A 15,529-nucleotide genomic window follows, 5' to 3' on the forward strand; every position below is an offset into this window, starting at 1 on the left:
CGGTCAGTGCGCAGGGCCGGAGTGACGACCGGACGCGGCAGGAAAGTCGTCCGCGACCATGGCGGCAAGCTCGACGAAAGCGCTCCTGGTCTGGGGACGCAGCTTCTCGAGATCGACCACGGCCCCCTCGGCGAGGTGCTCGTCGAACGGAACCACCAGCACCGCGCGGCAGCGTTCCAGGAAGTGCTGCTGCAACAAGTTCATGTCGACCGCGGACGAACCCGGTCGGACCGAACTGATCACCACGACCGTGCGCTCGACCAGATGGCCGTATCCGTGCAGTTCCAGCCAGTCCAGAGTCGCGGCTGCGCTCCGTGCCCCGTCGACGGCCGGCGAACTGACCAGAACCAGCGCATTGGCCAGCTGCAGCACCCCGTTCATCGCCGAGTGCATGATGCCGGTTCCGCAGTCGGTGAGGATCAGGTTGTAATAGACCTGCAGCATGTCGATGACCGCGCGATAGTCCTCTTCGCCGAACATCTCCGACGCCGAGGGATCCCGCTCACCGGCCAACACTTCCAGTCGGCTCGGTGCCTGCGAGGTATGAGCGCGAATGTCGGAATACCGGCGAATGTTCGGGGCTGCGGCCAACAAGTCGCGAACAGTCGACGCGGTCTGACGCGGTACCCGCTCTCCGAGTGTCCCGAAATCCGGGTTCGCGTCGACGGCAATGACGCAATCTCCGCGCAGCGACGCGAACGTCGACCCCAGACCCAGAGTGGTCGTCGTCTTGCCGACCCCGCCCTTGAGCGACAGGAACGCGATGCGGTAGTCCCCCAGCACCGGCTGCCGTATGCGATCGACCTGGTTGCGGTAGCGCTCCTCGGCCGTCGACTCGCCGGGATTGATGACGCCACCGGTCAACCGGTGCACACCGCGACGCCACCCCGACGACGAGGTGCGCTTGGGTCGTTTGAGCAGCGATTCGGCACCCAGGTCCTGACTGCTCGGACGATACGGATTCGGGGCACCTGCCCACGGCTGCGGGGACCAGGGTGCCTGCTGGGCCGGCTGGGCCTGCTGGGCCTGCTGGGCCTGCGACCGATCGTCTCCGACGGGCGGAACGGGCGGCATCTGTGCCTCGGGATAGGCGGCCGGCGGGCCCGGTCGAAGCGGCACGGGCGGGTTGTACCGCGGGGGCACGGGAGGTCGCTGCGCAGAATCGGGCGTCTGCCACGGCGGGGGCTGCCGGGGCGTGGAGCGTGGAGTGGACATCGGTTCCGACGGTACGGATCCGGCGGCATCGTCGCCCCGGCCGGCGGCTGCACTGCCGGCGACTGCACTGCCGGGTCGTGCCCCGTTCACCGGCGCACTGTGGCCATGCGTCGACCACGGCTCCGATTTACCTTGCGGTCGGTCGCGGTCCACGGTCCCCCGTATTCGGTGTAGTCGATCCTGGGCAGACGCTACCAAACGATGCGCCGCCCAGCTCGACGCTCATGCTCTGGGATGCGCCTGATCGTGCACCGCCCGCAACCGTTCGACGGATACGTGAGTATAGATCTGCGTCGTGGCAAGAGATGCATGTCCGAGCAGTTCTTGCACCACCCGGAGATCGGCACCTCCTTCCAGCAGATGCGTGGCTGCCGTATGGCGCAGGCCGTGCGGTCCCAGGCTGGGGCCGCCGGGGACTGTCTCCAGCACAGCATGCACCGCCGACCTGGCCTGTCGCTGGTCGAGCCGTCCACCCCGACGCCCGAGCAACAGGGCCGGTCCCGATCGATCGACGGCCAGGGCAGGCCTGCCGTCGGTGAGCCAGGCGTCGAGTGCATGCGCGGCCGGCAGACCGTACGGTGCCGAACGTTCCTTGTTGCCCTTGCCCACCACCCGAACGACTCGTCGATCGGTGTCCACGTCGTCGACATCGAGACCGCACAGCTCCCCCACGCGGACCCCCGTCGCATACAACAGTTCGACGACGAGTCGATCGCGCAGCGCTATGGGATCGAGTTCGGCGGCACCCGACTCGGCAGCGTCCAGCGCTCGCGTCGCTTGATCGTGACGCAGCACTCCGGGCAGGGTGCGGTGACCCGACGGGGACGCGAGACGCTGCGCGGGGCCGACCTTCACAGCCCCGACCCGTTCGAGCCACGCCCCGAACGTTCGCACCGACGAGGTGCGCCTGGCCATCGATGTCCGGGCCGCGCCGGCTGCCGAGTACCCCGCCAACCACGAGCGCACGACACGCAGATCCAGATCGGCGATCGTTGCGCCCGGTGAGGACGCGGCCAGGTGCACCAATAACGAACGCGCGTCGGCAACGTAGGCCCGGATGGTGTGCTCCGACCGTTCCCGGCCGAGGCGCAGGTGTTCGGCGAACTCCTCGACGTGCACCTCCAGGTGCGGCGGCAGCGAATCGGTCATCGGCTCAGCTTGGGCGCTGACGTCTCGCGCGACAACCGGACACGCCGTCGGGTGGACGTCGGTGCGCGATCAGGCGTCGACTCCCGCCTCCGCCTGTGCCAGCTCACGCTTCCAGGCTCGGAAGGTTTCCTCGGTCCGCCCCCGACGCCAGTAACCCGAGATCGACGCCCACTCGGCCCCGACCCCACGTTCCTTGCGGATGTACGGACGGAGGTTGTGCATGACGGCCTGCGCCTCACCGTGGACGAACACCTGCGCCTGCCCGGGTAACCATTCGGTGTTCTTGACGGCCTCGATCAGCGGTGCGTTGTCTCCGGCCCGGTCGTCGCCGATCTCGTTCGACGACGCGCCCCGGTGCACCCAGGTGACGTCGACGACTGCGAGAGTCTCCATATAGATCTCGTCGTGACGGTCGCCGACCTCGATGAACACCTTGGCGATGGCGTCTTCGGGGAGGGCCTCGACCGCGGCCGAGATGGCCGGGATAGCCGATTCGTCGCCTGCGAACAGGTGCCAATCGGCATCGGGGCGAGGCGCGTACGCCCCCGACGGCCCGAAGAACGACATCTCGTCGCCCGGCTTCGCGCGTGTGGCCCACGGTCCGGCGACGCCCTCGTCGCCGTGCACCACGAAGTCGATGGCGATTTCCCGCGCGTCGGTGTCGACGGATCGAACGGTGTAGGTCCGCATGATCGGTTCGTCCTCGGTTCCGAAGAACAGCTTGACGTACGCATCGGTCTTATCGATGGCGTCGAACTCCTCGAAGCCTGGACCACCCAGATATACCCGGTGCATGTGCGGGGTCAGCGCTTCCGTGCGCACTACGGTCAACGTGGTTTTCTTACGCGGCACTACAGACCCCTCTTCGAGCGAACGACGCCGATGCTCACTACACCGACTAAGCATTACCTAACACCCTACCTTCACCGGGCCTCGGTAGGGCCGTCACCTCAGCCGCGCACCACCCGGGCCCACCCGGTCTCGTCGTTGCTCACGAAGCCGTCCATCTCCATCACCGGTAGCGCGGCGCGGACCTTCGACAACGGAACTCCGGAACTCTCCGACAGTTCACGGGTGGACAACGCTCCCGTGGCCGGCAGCGCGTCGTAGATCAACAGTGCGGTCTCGGACAGCGCATCGATTTCCCGGAACAGATCGGGACGGGGTTCCTCCGGCGAGCCGAGCGCCCCGGCCTCGGCCACCACATCGTGCGAGCTCGACACCAGAACGGCCTCACCCTCACGAATCATGCGATGGCATCCCTTCGACGTCGGAGAAGTGACCGGCCCCGGCACCGCAAGAACGGGGCGCCCCAGTTTCGCCGCCCACGCCGCGGTGTTGCGCGCCCCGCTTCGCCATCCTGCCTCGACGACCACCACCGCCGAACCGAGAGCCGCCACCAGTCGGTTGCGCGCCAGGAACCGGTGCTTGGCCGGAGTGGTGCCCGGCGCGTATTCACTGAGAACGACACCGCTCGAGGCGATCTGACGCAACAGGCGGGAGTGGCCCGCCGGGTATGCCCGGTCGACGCCGCAGGCGAGCACCGCCATCGTCGTCCCCTCGACTCCGAGTGCCGCGCGATGCGCTGCCGCATCGATACCGAAGGCAGCACCCGACACGACGGTCCAGCCGTCCAGCGCCAGATCGGCGGAGATCTCGGCAGTGACGTGGTCGCCGTACGGACTCGACGCTCGGGTTCCGACTATCGACACCGATCGTTCGGTGTCTGCTCCGACAGACCGGTTTCCCAACGCCCACAGTGCGATCGGCGGCGATGTGTCGACACCCGCGGTAAGGCCGGACCCGTCGAAGCCGAGAAAACGCCACGCAGGCCACTCGTCGTCGTCAGGGGTGATCAGCCGTCCACCGAGAGCGGCCATGTGGTCCAGATCTGCTGCTGCAGTGTCGACATGAGCCCGTGCTGCCAGTCGCTCACCCAAGTGTCCGGCGCGTACGGCTGCGGCGGTGACCTCGGGGCCGTGGGCAGCGGCGTGGTCCGTCACCGTGCGATGCGGACCCTGTGCCACCCGGGACAGATACGCCCACGCCAGCCGACGTGCGTCATAGGTCATGCCACTCCCCTGTCTCGAAAATCCAGTGCGGCACCGACCTCGTCTGCACCGGGCACGGTGCCGCCGGCGAGATCGTTCAGAGTCCACGCCACCCGAATCGCACGATCCGCGCCGCGCGCGGTCAGCGATCCATTGCGCAATGCCCGCTCGATCGGTGCCAGCGTCGACCGAGCGAGCCGAAACCGTTGACGCAGTGCGGGTCCGGGCACTTCCGCATTGGTCCTCCACCCGAACTCCGACCAACGATGAGCGGCAGCATCCCTCGCTCCCGTCACGCGGGCGCGAATATCGGCCGTTCCTTCTCCGATGTCGTCGACCAGCGTCCCGGTCGCGACTCCCATCATCTGAATTCGGAGATCGACCCGGTCGAGGAGCGGTCCGGACAGTTTTCCCAAGTACTTGCGGCGAGCAGTGGGCGCGCACACGCAGTCGGCCTGCCGCGCCGGCGCGCACGGACACGGATTGGCCGCCAGGACGAGTTGGAACCTCGCCGGGTACCGGGCCACCCCGTCGCGACGCGCAATCCGAATTTCACCGTCTTCGAGTGGGGTTCGCAACGCTTCGAGTACCCGGATGCTCATCTCGGCGCATTCGTCGAGAAACAGGACTCCGCGATGCGCGCGACTGACTGCGCCCGGTTTGGCCATTCCGGTGCCTCCTCCGACCAACGCACTCACCGACGTCGAATGGTGTGGGGCGATGAACGGCGGCGATGTGATCAGCGGCCGCGCACTCGTCAGCAGCCCCGCCACCGAATGGATCGCGGTCACCTCCAGCGCCTCGGACTCGGTGAGCGGCGGGAGTATCCCCGGAAGACGTTGCGCAAGCATCGTTTTCCCGATTCCCGGTGGACCGGTCAACATGATGTGATGCGCACCGGCCGCAGCGACCTCCAACGCCCATCGGGCATCTGCCTGACCGGCAACGTCACTGAGATCCGGATAGCTCTCCTGATGCCAGTCGGTCGGGGTGGGCGATTCCAGCGCCTGCTCACCACGAAGCCACGCAACGACATCTGCCAGGCAATCGGCACCCAACACCTCGATACCGTCAACCAGACCCGCTTCGGGCAGACACCGACTCGGCACCACCACCCGCTGCCACCCCGCCGCCTTCACCGCGAGCACTCCGGGCAGTACCCCGCGGACCGCACGCAACCTGCCGTCCAGAGCCAACTCACCCAGAAACACCGTCTCCGACAGGCTTCCCCGCGGAATGGCCTTGGCGGCGTCGAGGACCGACAATGCCAACGCCAGGTCGTACACCGAGCCACCCTTGGGCAACGTCGCCGGAGACAACGCGAGAATCACTCGACTGTCCGGCCAGGTACCACCCGAATTCTTCACCGCGGCCTTGACACGATCACGCGATTCGTTCAGCGCGGTATCGGGCAGTCCCACCAGATGGGTCCCCGGAAGACCCTGACCGATATCGGCTTCGATCTCCACCAACACTCCGTCGACGCCGTTGACCGCCACCGAATGGGCTCGTCCCAGGGGCATCAGAACGCCGCCCTGACGTGAGTGAGAACAGGGTCGTCACCGCGACCGATCACGATGGCGATCACGTCGAATCGGATGTGGACCCACGGCCCTCCGCGAAGCGAAAGCCACTGCAACGCCAATCCTCTGATCCGAGTCTGCTTGGTGTACGTCACCGCTTCCGCCGGCGTTCCGTAACCGATTCCCGAACGCGTTTTGACTTCGACGAACACCATCGTCTCGCCCTCGCGCGCAATGATGTCGAGCTCCCCCGAACGATGCCGCCAATTCCGCTCGATCACCTCCAGGCCGATGTGCTCGAGATGGCGTGCAGCAAGGTCCTCACCGCGGGCCCCGAGTTCTTGATTGGTCGGCATGTCGAATTCCTCCACTCTGCGGCCGCACAGCACGGCCGGATCCGGTCGCCATGACGGTGACACGACCGAAAGGAGGTGATTCCGAGAAAGTGCAGGTGCCGCATTGCCCTGTGGACACGCGCAATCCTGTGGAGAGAACCGTCGAATCGCAGGGCCGACACACCTGTTTTGTCGTACCTGTGTGCTTACCGGCGTTCATGCCCTGTCGATCGCCCGACAAATGGTTCGAACATGCAAAAGCTCCGTCCGGATTACTGCACGGACGGAGCTGAAGCACGGAATTGGTAATCGAATTCGATGACCGAACTACCGCTGACCGAAGACAGCGGACATATCAAGGCTGGGAGGCGGTCAGTGCGCAGCCTCGTAGGCGGCCTGAACTTCCTGGCTGATTCGACCTCGGGCGCTGACCTCGTGGCCGTTCTCGCGAGCCCACGCTCTGATGTCCTGCAGATCGACCTTTCCTCGAGCCGGTGCAGGCGCGGCACCGGTCTTGCGGGGGCGGCGACCGGAAATCTTCTCGGCGTGCTCGATCCAGAAAGCCAGCTGCTCGTGCAGTTCGTTCGCATGCTTGAGATTCAAGTCGATGCGGTACTGGTTTCCACCGATACCGAATTCGATCGACTCCCCCTGGCCTTCTTTGATTACCGAGCCGTCGACATCGTCGATCATCTGGACAAGCGTCTTGCGTGCCATCTCGTACCTCTTACGCGTCTGGGAGAATGTGGTAATTCAAGTTCTACCACCGATTATCGGACCGAGGCAAAGACCCAACGATGTTCACATCGACGTAGGGTCGAAAACATTCGGTACGAAAACGTGTGAATACCGGAAGCTATTTGCATCATTAAATCGAAATACTATGTGAGACAACAGAATTCGGCGTTCACATTTCGACGATTCTCCCGCGCTCGACGTAACACGGCAACGGTCCTCAGCCCGAAACAGCACACGCGGAATTATTCGGTCGGTTGTCCAGCTTTTCGCTGATCGGTGCGCTTCGGAACACTTCACACGGGGAATCCGCCGAGCGGAACCGTCCAGGTGCGCCCGTCAGGCACCGGGCACACCTGCCGATCCGACCCGGGTAGGACTATTCGGGGAGACGCAGATCCGGTTTGTCCAGCTCTTCGATGTTGACGTCCTTGAACGTGATCACCCGCACGTGCTTGACGAAACGAGCCGGTCTGTACATGTCCCATACCCACGAGTCGGACATCCGCAATTCGAAGTAGATCTCACCGTCGGCATTGTGCGGAATGAGTTCGACGGAGTTCGCGAGATAGAAACGACGCTCGGTTTCGACGACATAGTTGAACTGTCCGACGATGTCCCGATACTCGCGGTACAGCGAGAGCTCCATCTCGGTTTCGTACTTTTCGAGATCTTCGGCACTCATCGGTCTCTTTCATCCTCCAGTCGGGCGTGAAATTCAATCATGGCGCACCGTCGTCGGTGCAGTCCATTCGCCCCAGCGCGTCGACCTCGCTACGCGAGCGACCGGCTGCCGCGGCAGCCACGTTGGCATAGGACATTCGATGCTCCCGGCTCGGGCCGAGCGTGGTCATCGCGGTCGAATGAGCACGTGTGCTGTACCCCTTGTGCACGGCGAATCCGTAGCCGGGAATGTCGGTGTCCATCTGCACCATCAACCGGTCTCTGGACACCTTGGCCAGCACACTGGCCGCAGCGATGCAGGCAGCTGTGGCGTCCCCTCCGATGACGGGTAGAGACGGCACCGGAAGTCCGGGAACCCGAAAGCCGTCGGTGAGGACATACCCGGGAGTGAGGCCCAGGCCCGCCACCGCGCGGCGCATTCCCTCGATGTTCGCCACGTGCACCCCGATTCGGTCGACCTCGGCCGCGTCGACGAACACCACACTCCATGCCAGTGCCAATTTTTTGATCCGGGGAAAGAGCTCCTCCCGGCGACGCTCGGTCAGCTTCTTGGAATCGTCGAGGTCCGCAAGGGCAGTGTGCGCCCGGGATCCCAGAATGCACGCCGCGACCGTCAACGGCCCCGCGCAGGCTCCCCTGCCTGCTTCGTCGACACCCGCAACCGGACCGAGCCCGTTGCGTTCGAGTGCCGATTCCATGGTCCGCAGCCCCGCCGCCCTCCTGATGATGGGACGCGGCGGCCACGACGAGCGGCTCAGAGATGCGCGCGCACGAGGCGCGGGACGAGGACGTGCCGTCATCGACCCTGAATGTCCGGCGAGTCCAGGAGGCCGGTTCGCGATGGCGGCAACGCGATGGCCACGGCCTTACCTATCACGTTGTCCAGCGGAACGGTGCCGGTGAACTCGTCGGTGACGTGATACCGCGAGTCTCGCGAATTGCTGCGATTGTCGCCCATGACCCAGATGTTGCCCTCGGGCACCGTGACAGGGTCGAAGCACCGGCCCGACTTCAATTCGGTCTCGCAGGTCATCGTGTCCGGAACGAACGGGAAATCCATCTGTATGTACGGCTCGTCCAACGGCTTTCCGTCCACGAGCACCCGTCCCTGAGCGTCACAGCACTCGACCGTCTGACCGCCGGTGGCAATGACGCGTTTGACCAGATCGTTCTCGTCCGGAGCGACGACTCCGATCAAAGAGCCCACTTCCTGGGCCCCGCGGATGACCGAATTGTCGGAGCGCTGCGAGACGAATTCGTCGTTCCAGGAATCGGGGCCGCGGAACACGACGATATCGCCGGGCTTCGGATCGCCGAATCGATAGCCGATCTTCTCCACGACGATGCGGTCCCCGGTGCAGCCGGCGCAGCCGTGCAGTGTCGGTTCCATGGATTCGGATGGGATGAGATAGACCCGGGCGACGAACGTCTGAAGCAGAAAACTCAGCACGAGAGCTACCAGAATGAGGATGGGAAGTTCGCGCCAGAAGGACCGCTGCTTGCGATCCGCACGCTTGTTCCGGGGAGACTCGTCGTCGGGCTCGTTCGTCGAACCCTGTGGGGTCGGATCCTGTGGGGACTGCGTCACCTGGACAGGTTAGCCGGAACCGTCGCCCGCGGGCCGGTCGGTCCGCGCCTGCGGCGTTTTCACCGAGTATCGCTAGTACCGGTACGTCCGAAACATCAGGGCGGTGGCTCCAACGCACCATGCCGCGTCACCGATGTTCGGTGACGCGGCATGGTTGCTGCTCGAAGCGGTCGATACGACCGGGTCAGCGCTTTTCTTTGATCTTGGCGGCCTTGCCACGCAGATCGCGGAGGTAGTACAGCTTCGCGCGACGAACGTCGCCGCGAGTGAGGACCTCGAACTGCGCGATGTTGGGGCTGTGCACCGGGAAAGTGCGCTCCACGCCGACGCCGAACGACACCTTACGAACGGTGAACGTCTCACGAACGCCACCGCCCTGACGTCGAATCACGACGCCCTTGAAGATCTGAATACGCTCTTTCGAGCCTTCGATAACCTTGACGTGCACATTCAGCGTGTCGCCGGGGCGGAAATCGGGGATGTCGCTACGCAGCGACTGATTGTCGAGAAAGTCCAGGGTGTTCATCGGTTGTGCCATCCTTGCGTTCTGCGCTTGAGCAGAGGAACCGAGCGGCTCGCCACCGGGGCGGCACAACTGGTTCGTACTCCGAGTGAGGTGTGTGCCTCGCGAGAGGCAACCCGCCTATTGTGCCAGACCGTCAGGCGTTCGAGGAAATCGCCCCGACCGAGGACTGGGCCACGGTTCCGGCCTGGGGTGCAGGCACGACGGTCCGCGCGAGCTCGTCCTCGGTGGCCTCGACCGCGTGAACAATGCTGGGCTTGCCCGCGATCGCATCCTGCAGGTAGATCTTGGCCCGTATCAACGGCCTGCGCCACTTCTTCTCTCGCCGCAGCGCACGCTCCATCTTCTTCGGTCTGCTCGTGTAGCGCCACCTCGCCCAGGGTGCACTCGGCCTGCTGAGTCGGACCGCGGCCAGAATGAGGATGGGCAGAACGAACAGCCCGATCAGCCCGGTCCAGATCTTGCCCTTGAGCAGCACGACGACGCACAGACTCAGGTTGAGCAGTGCCAGCACACCGAGTGTTCCGCGAACCCAGGGATCGGGATCGGCCCGGAAATCGGCGGGGCTGAGCAGCTCCAACGGGTGAAGTCCCAGTAGCAGGAACCCGGTGAAGGCGACGGCTGCGAATACCGCATCGACGGATGTTCGGCCCTGCTCGGACCAGTAGACGTCGCGGAGATAGAAGATGAGTGCAAATTCGTCGAGCACGAGGGCAGCACCGCTGCCGAAGATCGCCGCCAGCACGGCACCGATGGTCTGCGACCCGTCCACGTACACCGCGATGAGGCCGATCCCCGCCAACAGCATCAGCACGATTCCGAACACGACATGGTGAATGTGCTGACCGCCAGGGGTGATGTTGCCAGGCCACCACTTCACATCTGCGCGAATCATTCTGACGCTCAGGCGAATCAGCAGAAATCCCACGAGTAGGCCGAGCAGGAAGCAGAGCAACGGAAGGCGGCCGTGCTCGACGACACCGTGCTCCAACCACCTCACGCGCTCCACGTCCTTCCCGCCGCACGCCCGAAACAACGGCTATCGCCGAATCAGCCTATTCTCGTTCGTCGCCGCCGGGGTCGGCATCGACCGGGAAAGTCCGAGCGCTACTTCCCGAAGCCCGCTTTGCGCAACGCGTCGGCCATGGAACCTGCCGCAGGTGTCGCTGCGGGGCCACCGCCGCGTCGGTCGCGTTGCGGGCGGTTGCCCTGGCCGCCATTGCTCTGACGGCCGTTGCCCTTGCTCGAGGACGTACCGCGGGAGCGGTCACCCTGCTGCTTACGAGGTGCGTCCTTGCCACCGCTGGCACCGGGTTCGTCGTCCAACCGCAGACTCAGGCCGATGCGCTGACGTGGGATGTCGACCTCCATCACCTTGACCCGCACCACATCTCCGGATTTGACGACCTCACGCGGGTCCTTGACGAAGTTGTGCGACATCGCAGAGACGTGAACGAGTCCGTCCTGATGCACGCCGACGTCGATGAAAGCACCGAACGCCGCCACGTTGGTCACGACACCTTCGAGCGTCATCCCCGGCTTCAGGTCGGCGACCTTCTCGATACCGGCTGCGAAAGTAGCGGTCTTGAACTCCGGACGCGGATCGCGTCCAGGCTTCTCCAGCTCGGAGATGATGTCGGTGACGGTGGGCAACCCGAATCGTTCGTCGACGAATTCGGCGGGATCGAGGCGGCGCAGGAGTGCGGTGTTGCCCACCACCTCGCGCACGCCCACACCCGCCTTGTCGACGATGCGGCGCACGACGGGATAGGCCTCCGGGTGCACGCTGGAGCGGTCGAGTGGATCCTCTCCCCCGGAGATGCGCAGGAACCCGGCGCACTGCTCGAAAGCCTTGGGCCCCAAGCGCGGTACGTCCTTGAGGGTGCTGCGGCTGGCGAACGGACCGTTCTGGTCGCGGTGCGCCACGATGCTCTCGGCGAGCGAACCGGCGATACCGGAGACCCTCGACAGCAAGGGTACCGACGCTGTGTTGACGTCGACACCCACCGCGTTCACCGCATCCTCGACCACGGCCCCGAGAGAACGGGCGAGCAGAGTTTCGGAGATGTCGTGCTGGTACTGGCCGACACCGATGGACTTGGGGTCGATCTTGACCAGCTCGGCCAACGGATCCTGCAGCCTGCGAGCGATCGAGACCGCGCCGCGGATGGAGACGTCGAGTTCGGGCAGCTCACTCGAGGCGTACGCCGACGCCGAGTAGACCGAGGCACCCGCCTCGGACACCACCACCTTGGTCAAATTCGCCGCCGGGAATTTTGCAATCAATTCTGCTGCCAGAGAATCGGTTTCGCGTGACGCCGTACCGTTTCCGATGGCGATGAGCTCCACCTTGTGCTTGGCCGCGAGCCCGGCGAGTGTGGCCACCGCCTGGTCCCACTTGCCCTGCGGCTTGTGGGGATAGATCGTGTCGTAGTCGACGACCTTGCCGGTGGCGTCGACGATCGCCACCTTGGTTCCGGTACGAAAGCCCGGGTCGAGTCCCATCGTGGTGCGGTTTCCGGCGGGTGCGGCCAACAACAGATCTTTGAGGTTACTCGCGAACACGTCCACGGCGTCCTTCTCGGCCGACTGGCGCAGTCTCATGCGCGTATCGAGTGAGACGGTGACCAGCATCTTTGTGCGCCATGCCCAGCGAACGGTATCGAGCAGCCACTTGTCGGCCGGGCGGCCGCGATCTGCGATTCCGAACTTGGTGGCGATACGCCCCTCGTAGACACTGGGCACACCGGGAGTCGGCTCGTCCCGCTCCGGTTCGAACCCGAGGGACAGAATCTCTTCCTTCTCACCGCGTAGCGTCGCGAGGATGCGATGCGAGGGCAGGCTCGTGAACGGTTCGGAGAACTCGAAGTAGTCCGAGAATTTCGCGCCTTCCTCCTCTTTTCCCTTGCGCACGGTGGCGACCAGCTTGCCGGAGGTCCACATCAGTTCACGCAGCTCACCCACCAGGTCGGCATCCTCGGCGAAACGCTCGACGAGAATTGCTCGTGCCCCGTCGAGCTGCTCCTGATCGAACTGCGCCGGGTCGGTGGACGGATCGGTGAACAGCGCGTCTGCGACGGGTTCGTGGCCGGCCTCGCGCGCAATCTGTGCCTTCGTCCGACGCTTGGGCTTGAACGGCAGGTAGATGTCCTCGACGCGGGCCTTGGTCTCGGCCAGCATCAGCGACTGTTCGAGCGCGTCGTCGAGTTTGCCCTGCGAACGAATCGATTCGATGACGGCATCTCGCCGCTCGTCGAGTTCTCGGAGGTATCGAAGTCGCTCGTCGAGTTGGCGCAATTGCGCGTCGTCGAGTGTGCCGGTGACCTCCTTGCGGTAGCGCGCGATGAACGGGACCGTGGACCCGCCGTCGAGGAGTTCTACAGCGGCACGAACCTGTTCTTCGCGAACATCGAGTTCTTCGGCTATGCGCTTGTTCACAGATTTCAGAGCAGTGGTCACGGCGATGGACCCTACCGCTAGTGTGGGACAGGTCGGTCAGCGGTTCTATGTGCGGGAGAGTTCTGTAGATGGTCAGGGGGGCTCGGTTACTGACCGCCACCTGCGCCGCACTGTTGGTCCTGAGCGCGTGCTCCGTACCGCCCGATGATCAAGCCGGCGATCCCGGTGGCAGGGATTCGGCCGAGACATCGGCATCACCGTTCCCGGATATCCAGAAGGTCGACGGCGTGGCCCTGGAAGCGCGTATTCCGATGGCGGTGGAATCGGCGCGAGCCCGCGGTGCCGATGTGAATTTCGCGTTGCTGGATCGAGAGACCGGTTCCTACTACAGCAGCGATGCCGACGAGCCGATCGAAACGGCGTCGGTCTCCAAGCTCTTCATTGCCGACGAGGTGATGTTCGAGGCGCAGTCGCAGAACCGCCCCGTCTCCGCCGACGAGCTGGCCACGATGACCAGCATGCTCGAGTTCTCCGACGACAATGCCGCATACACGCTCTGGTATCGATACGGTTCGTCCGAGATCGTCCGCGCAGTCGCGGCGCGATATGCCCTGAGGAACACCGACGCTCCCGGCGACGACCAGTGGTACAACACGGAAACGACTCCCAGCGACCTGGTCGGCTACTACGCCGGGCTGCTGAACGGCAGCGGCGGTCTGACCACCGCGTCGACCGACATCATCATCGGAATGCTGCGACGCTCGGCCCCCGTAGCTGCCGACGGCTACAAGCAACACTTCGGGATCGTCGACGGCTTACCGGGCGAGACCGTGCATGCAGTCAAGCAGGGCTGGATGTGCTGCGTGTCCGATCGGTGGGTCCATCTGTCGACGGGAACCATCGGCGCGGACAATCGCTACGTACTGGCCCTGTCGTCCCGTGAAGACATCTTCTACGCCGACGACATGGAAAGTTATCCGGACACAGCCGTCGTCGACGTGAGCGACGACGCCAGCGCACTGCACGCACGGGACACCCTGACCGGCTTCGTGTCGATGTTGTTCCCCGACGGCAGAATCAGCTGAAAACGTCAGTCCGTCAGTAGATCCGGGCGTCGGTCCGCTGTTCTGCGCAGAGATTGTTCTCGACGCCAGGCGGCGATCTTCGCGTGGTCGCCGGACAACAGAATCTCGGGGACGTCGAGTTCTCGCCATCGGGCCGGCCGGGTGTAACTCGGACCCTCCAGCAGCCCATCGGAGAACGAATCCTCTTGGTGCGACTGCTGATTGCCGAGTACGCCCGGCATCAATCTGACGACGGCCTCGGCCATGACCAGTACTGCCGCCTCGCCGCCGATGAGAACGTAGTCTCCGATGCTGACTTCCTCGACCCGAACGCGGCGTGCGGCGTCGTCGAACACGCGTTGATCGATGCCTTCGTAGCGACCGCACGCGAACACGAGATGCTGTTCGGTGGACCATCTTTCCGCCGTACGTTGTGTGAACGGCACCCCTGCGGGAGTGGGGACGACGAGGAGCGACTCGTCGGTCAGCACGTGGTCGAGTGCGTCACCCCAGACGGTCGGCTTCATGACCATTCCCGGCCCGCCGCCGTACGGGGAATCGTCGACGGCCTTGTGCACGTCGTGGGTCCAGGAGCGCAGGTCGTGAACGTCCACCGATACCAGCCCGCGATCGATCGCCTTACCGAGCAGAGCAGTACGCAGTGGGGTGAGGTATTCCGGGAAGATGGTGACGACGTCGAGGCGCACGAACTACTCCGGATCCAGCAAGCCCTCGGGCGGATCGATCTCGATTGTCCTGTCTGCCAACGACACAGAGGTCACGATGGCCGAGACGAAGGGTACGAGTATCTCGGAACGACCGGATTCCTCGTCAGAACTCGGCGTGATGGACAGCAGTTCGCCTGCTGCCGAGTGCAGGACCTCACGGACGGTACCGACGACGGAACCGTCGGTCAGTACGACGGTGAGGCCTTCGAGTTCGTGATCGTAGAACTCGTCCGGATCGTCGGACGGCGGGAGATCGGTGGATTCGACGACGAAGAGAATCCCGCGCAATTCGTCCGCTGCGGTCTTGTCGTCGATGCCGTTCAGACGCAGCAGAAGCCGCCCGGAGTGTTCCCGGACGGCGTCCACCGTGTGTGTCACGGGCTGTGCATTCGATCGTGGCTTGCGGCCACGCAGAACAGTGCCGACGGCGAATCTGTCGTCGGGGTCGTCGGTGCGAACCTCGACAACCACTTCACCTTTGATGCCGTGCGACTTGGCGACACGACCGATGACCAGCTCCATGATGGGTTACGTG

Annotated in this window: 16 protein-coding genes; 1 reads left to right on the plus strand and 15 read right to left on the minus strand. The window is 64.5% G+C overall.

Going from position 1 to position 15,529, the window contains the following annotated elements:
* Positions 1-3: 3 nt before the first annotated feature.
* The 13 genes from CH268_RS06875 to CH268_RS06935 all read right to left on the minus strand — a co-directional run bounded on the left by CH268_RS06875 (position 4) and on the right by CH268_RS06935 (position 13,262).
* Entirely contained in the window at positions 4-1,368 is a 1,365-nt protein-coding gene (locus CH268_RS06875) for a MinD/ParA family ATP-binding protein (RefSeq protein ID WP_441346970.1), read from the minus strand.
* Between the two features lie 69 nt (positions 1,369-1,437).
* Positions 1,438-2,364 (minus strand): tyrosine recombinase XerC, encoded by a 927-nt coding sequence (locus tag CH268_RS06880; RefSeq protein ID WP_094663031.1) that lies wholly within the window; start codon positions 2,362-2,364, stop codon positions 1,438-1,440.
* A 69-nt stretch (positions 2,365-2,433) separates the two neighbouring features.
* Complete coding sequence (locus CH268_RS06885) at positions 2,434-3,216, minus strand: siderophore-interacting protein (RefSeq protein ID WP_027496699.1); 783 nt, start codon at positions 3,214-3,216, stop codon at positions 2,434-2,436.
* A gap of 98 nt (positions 3,217-3,314) precedes the next feature.
* Positions 3,315-4,436: a DNA-processing protein DprA gene (gene dprA / locus CH268_RS06890; RefSeq protein ID WP_027496698.1), complete on the minus strand. Its 1,122-nt coding sequence runs from the start codon at positions 4,434-4,436 to the stop codon at positions 3,315-3,317.
* A complete protein-coding gene (locus tag CH268_RS06895) occupies positions 4,433-5,938 on the minus strand; it encodes a YifB family Mg chelatase-like AAA ATPase (RefSeq protein WP_094663033.1) in 1,506 nt (501 codons plus the stop codon). The genes dprA and CH268_RS06895 overlap by 4 nt, the downstream gene beginning before the upstream one ends.
* Positions 5,938-6,294: a YraN family protein gene (locus CH268_RS06900; RefSeq protein ID WP_027496696.1), complete on the minus strand. Its 357-nt coding sequence runs from the start codon at positions 6,292-6,294 to the stop codon at positions 5,938-5,940. The genes CH268_RS06895 and CH268_RS06900 overlap by 1 nt, the downstream gene beginning before the upstream one ends.
* 351 nt (positions 6,295-6,645) lie before the next feature.
* The gene (locus CH268_RS06905; protein WP_027496695.1) at positions 6,646-6,990 is read right to left on the minus strand and encodes a histone-like nucleoid-structuring protein Lsr2; all 345 of its coding nucleotides are present in this window, start codon (positions 6,988-6,990) and stop codon (positions 6,646-6,648) included.
* A gap of 397 nt (positions 6,991-7,387) precedes the next feature.
* On the minus strand, positions 7,388-7,693 hold the full coding sequence (locus CH268_RS06910) for a DUF2469 domain-containing protein (RefSeq protein WP_008717288.1): 306 nt from the start codon (positions 7,691-7,693) through the stop codon (positions 7,388-7,390).
* A 37-nt stretch (positions 7,694-7,730) separates the two neighbouring features.
* A complete protein-coding gene (locus tag CH268_RS06915) occupies positions 7,731-8,492 on the minus strand; it encodes a ribonuclease HII (RefSeq protein ID WP_080732047.1) in 762 nt (253 codons plus the stop codon).
* The gene (lepB, locus tag CH268_RS06920) at positions 8,489-9,280 is read right to left on the minus strand and encodes a signal peptidase I (protein WP_094663035.1); all 792 of its coding nucleotides are present in this window, start codon (positions 9,278-9,280) and stop codon (positions 8,489-8,491) included. The genes CH268_RS06915 and lepB overlap by 4 nt, the downstream gene beginning before the upstream one ends.
* Positions 9,281-9,464: 184 nt before the next feature.
* Entirely contained in the window at positions 9,465-9,806 is a 342-nt protein-coding gene (gene rplS / locus CH268_RS06925) for a 50S ribosomal protein L19 (RefSeq protein ID WP_027496692.1), read from the minus strand.
* A gap of 133 nt (positions 9,807-9,939) precedes the next feature.
* On the minus strand, positions 9,940-10,803 hold the full coding sequence (locus CH268_RS06930) for a hypothetical protein (RefSeq protein WP_370878684.1): 864 nt from the start codon (positions 10,801-10,803) through the stop codon (positions 9,940-9,942).
* Between the two features lie 107 nt (positions 10,804-10,910).
* Positions 10,911-13,262, minus strand: a complete 2,352-nt coding sequence (locus tag CH268_RS06935; RefSeq protein WP_176457863.1) for a Tex family protein — start codon at positions 13,260-13,262, stop codon at positions 10,911-10,913.
* Between the two features lie 68 nt (positions 13,263-13,330).
* Between CH268_RS06935 and CH268_RS06940 the strand changes: the two genes are divergently transcribed.
* Positions 13,331-14,287, plus strand: coding sequence for a serine hydrolase (locus CH268_RS06940; protein WP_051365124.1), 957 nt, complete (start codon positions 13,331-13,333; stop codon positions 14,285-14,287).
* A 5-nt stretch (positions 14,288-14,292) separates the two neighbouring features.
* On the opposite strand, the gene trmD is transcribed toward CH268_RS06940, so the two are convergent.
* The gene (gene trmD, locus CH268_RS06945) at positions 14,293-14,973 is read right to left on the minus strand and encodes a tRNA (guanosine(37)-N1)-methyltransferase TrmD (protein ID WP_032370788.1); all 681 of its coding nucleotides are present in this window, start codon (positions 14,971-14,973) and stop codon (positions 14,293-14,295) included.
* 3 nt (positions 14,974-14,976) lie between these two features.
* Entirely contained in the window at positions 14,977-15,516 is a 540-nt protein-coding gene (gene rimM, locus CH268_RS06950; protein WP_094663038.1) for a ribosome maturation factor RimM, read from the minus strand.
* Positions 15,517-15,529: the final 13 nt, after the last annotated feature.

The sequence above is a fragment of the Rhodococcus sp. 06-1460-1B genome (genome assembly GCF_002258475.1).
Taxonomy (GTDB): Bacteria; Actinomycetota; Actinomycetes; order Mycobacteriales; family Mycobacteriaceae; genus Rhodococcoides; species Rhodococcoides fascians.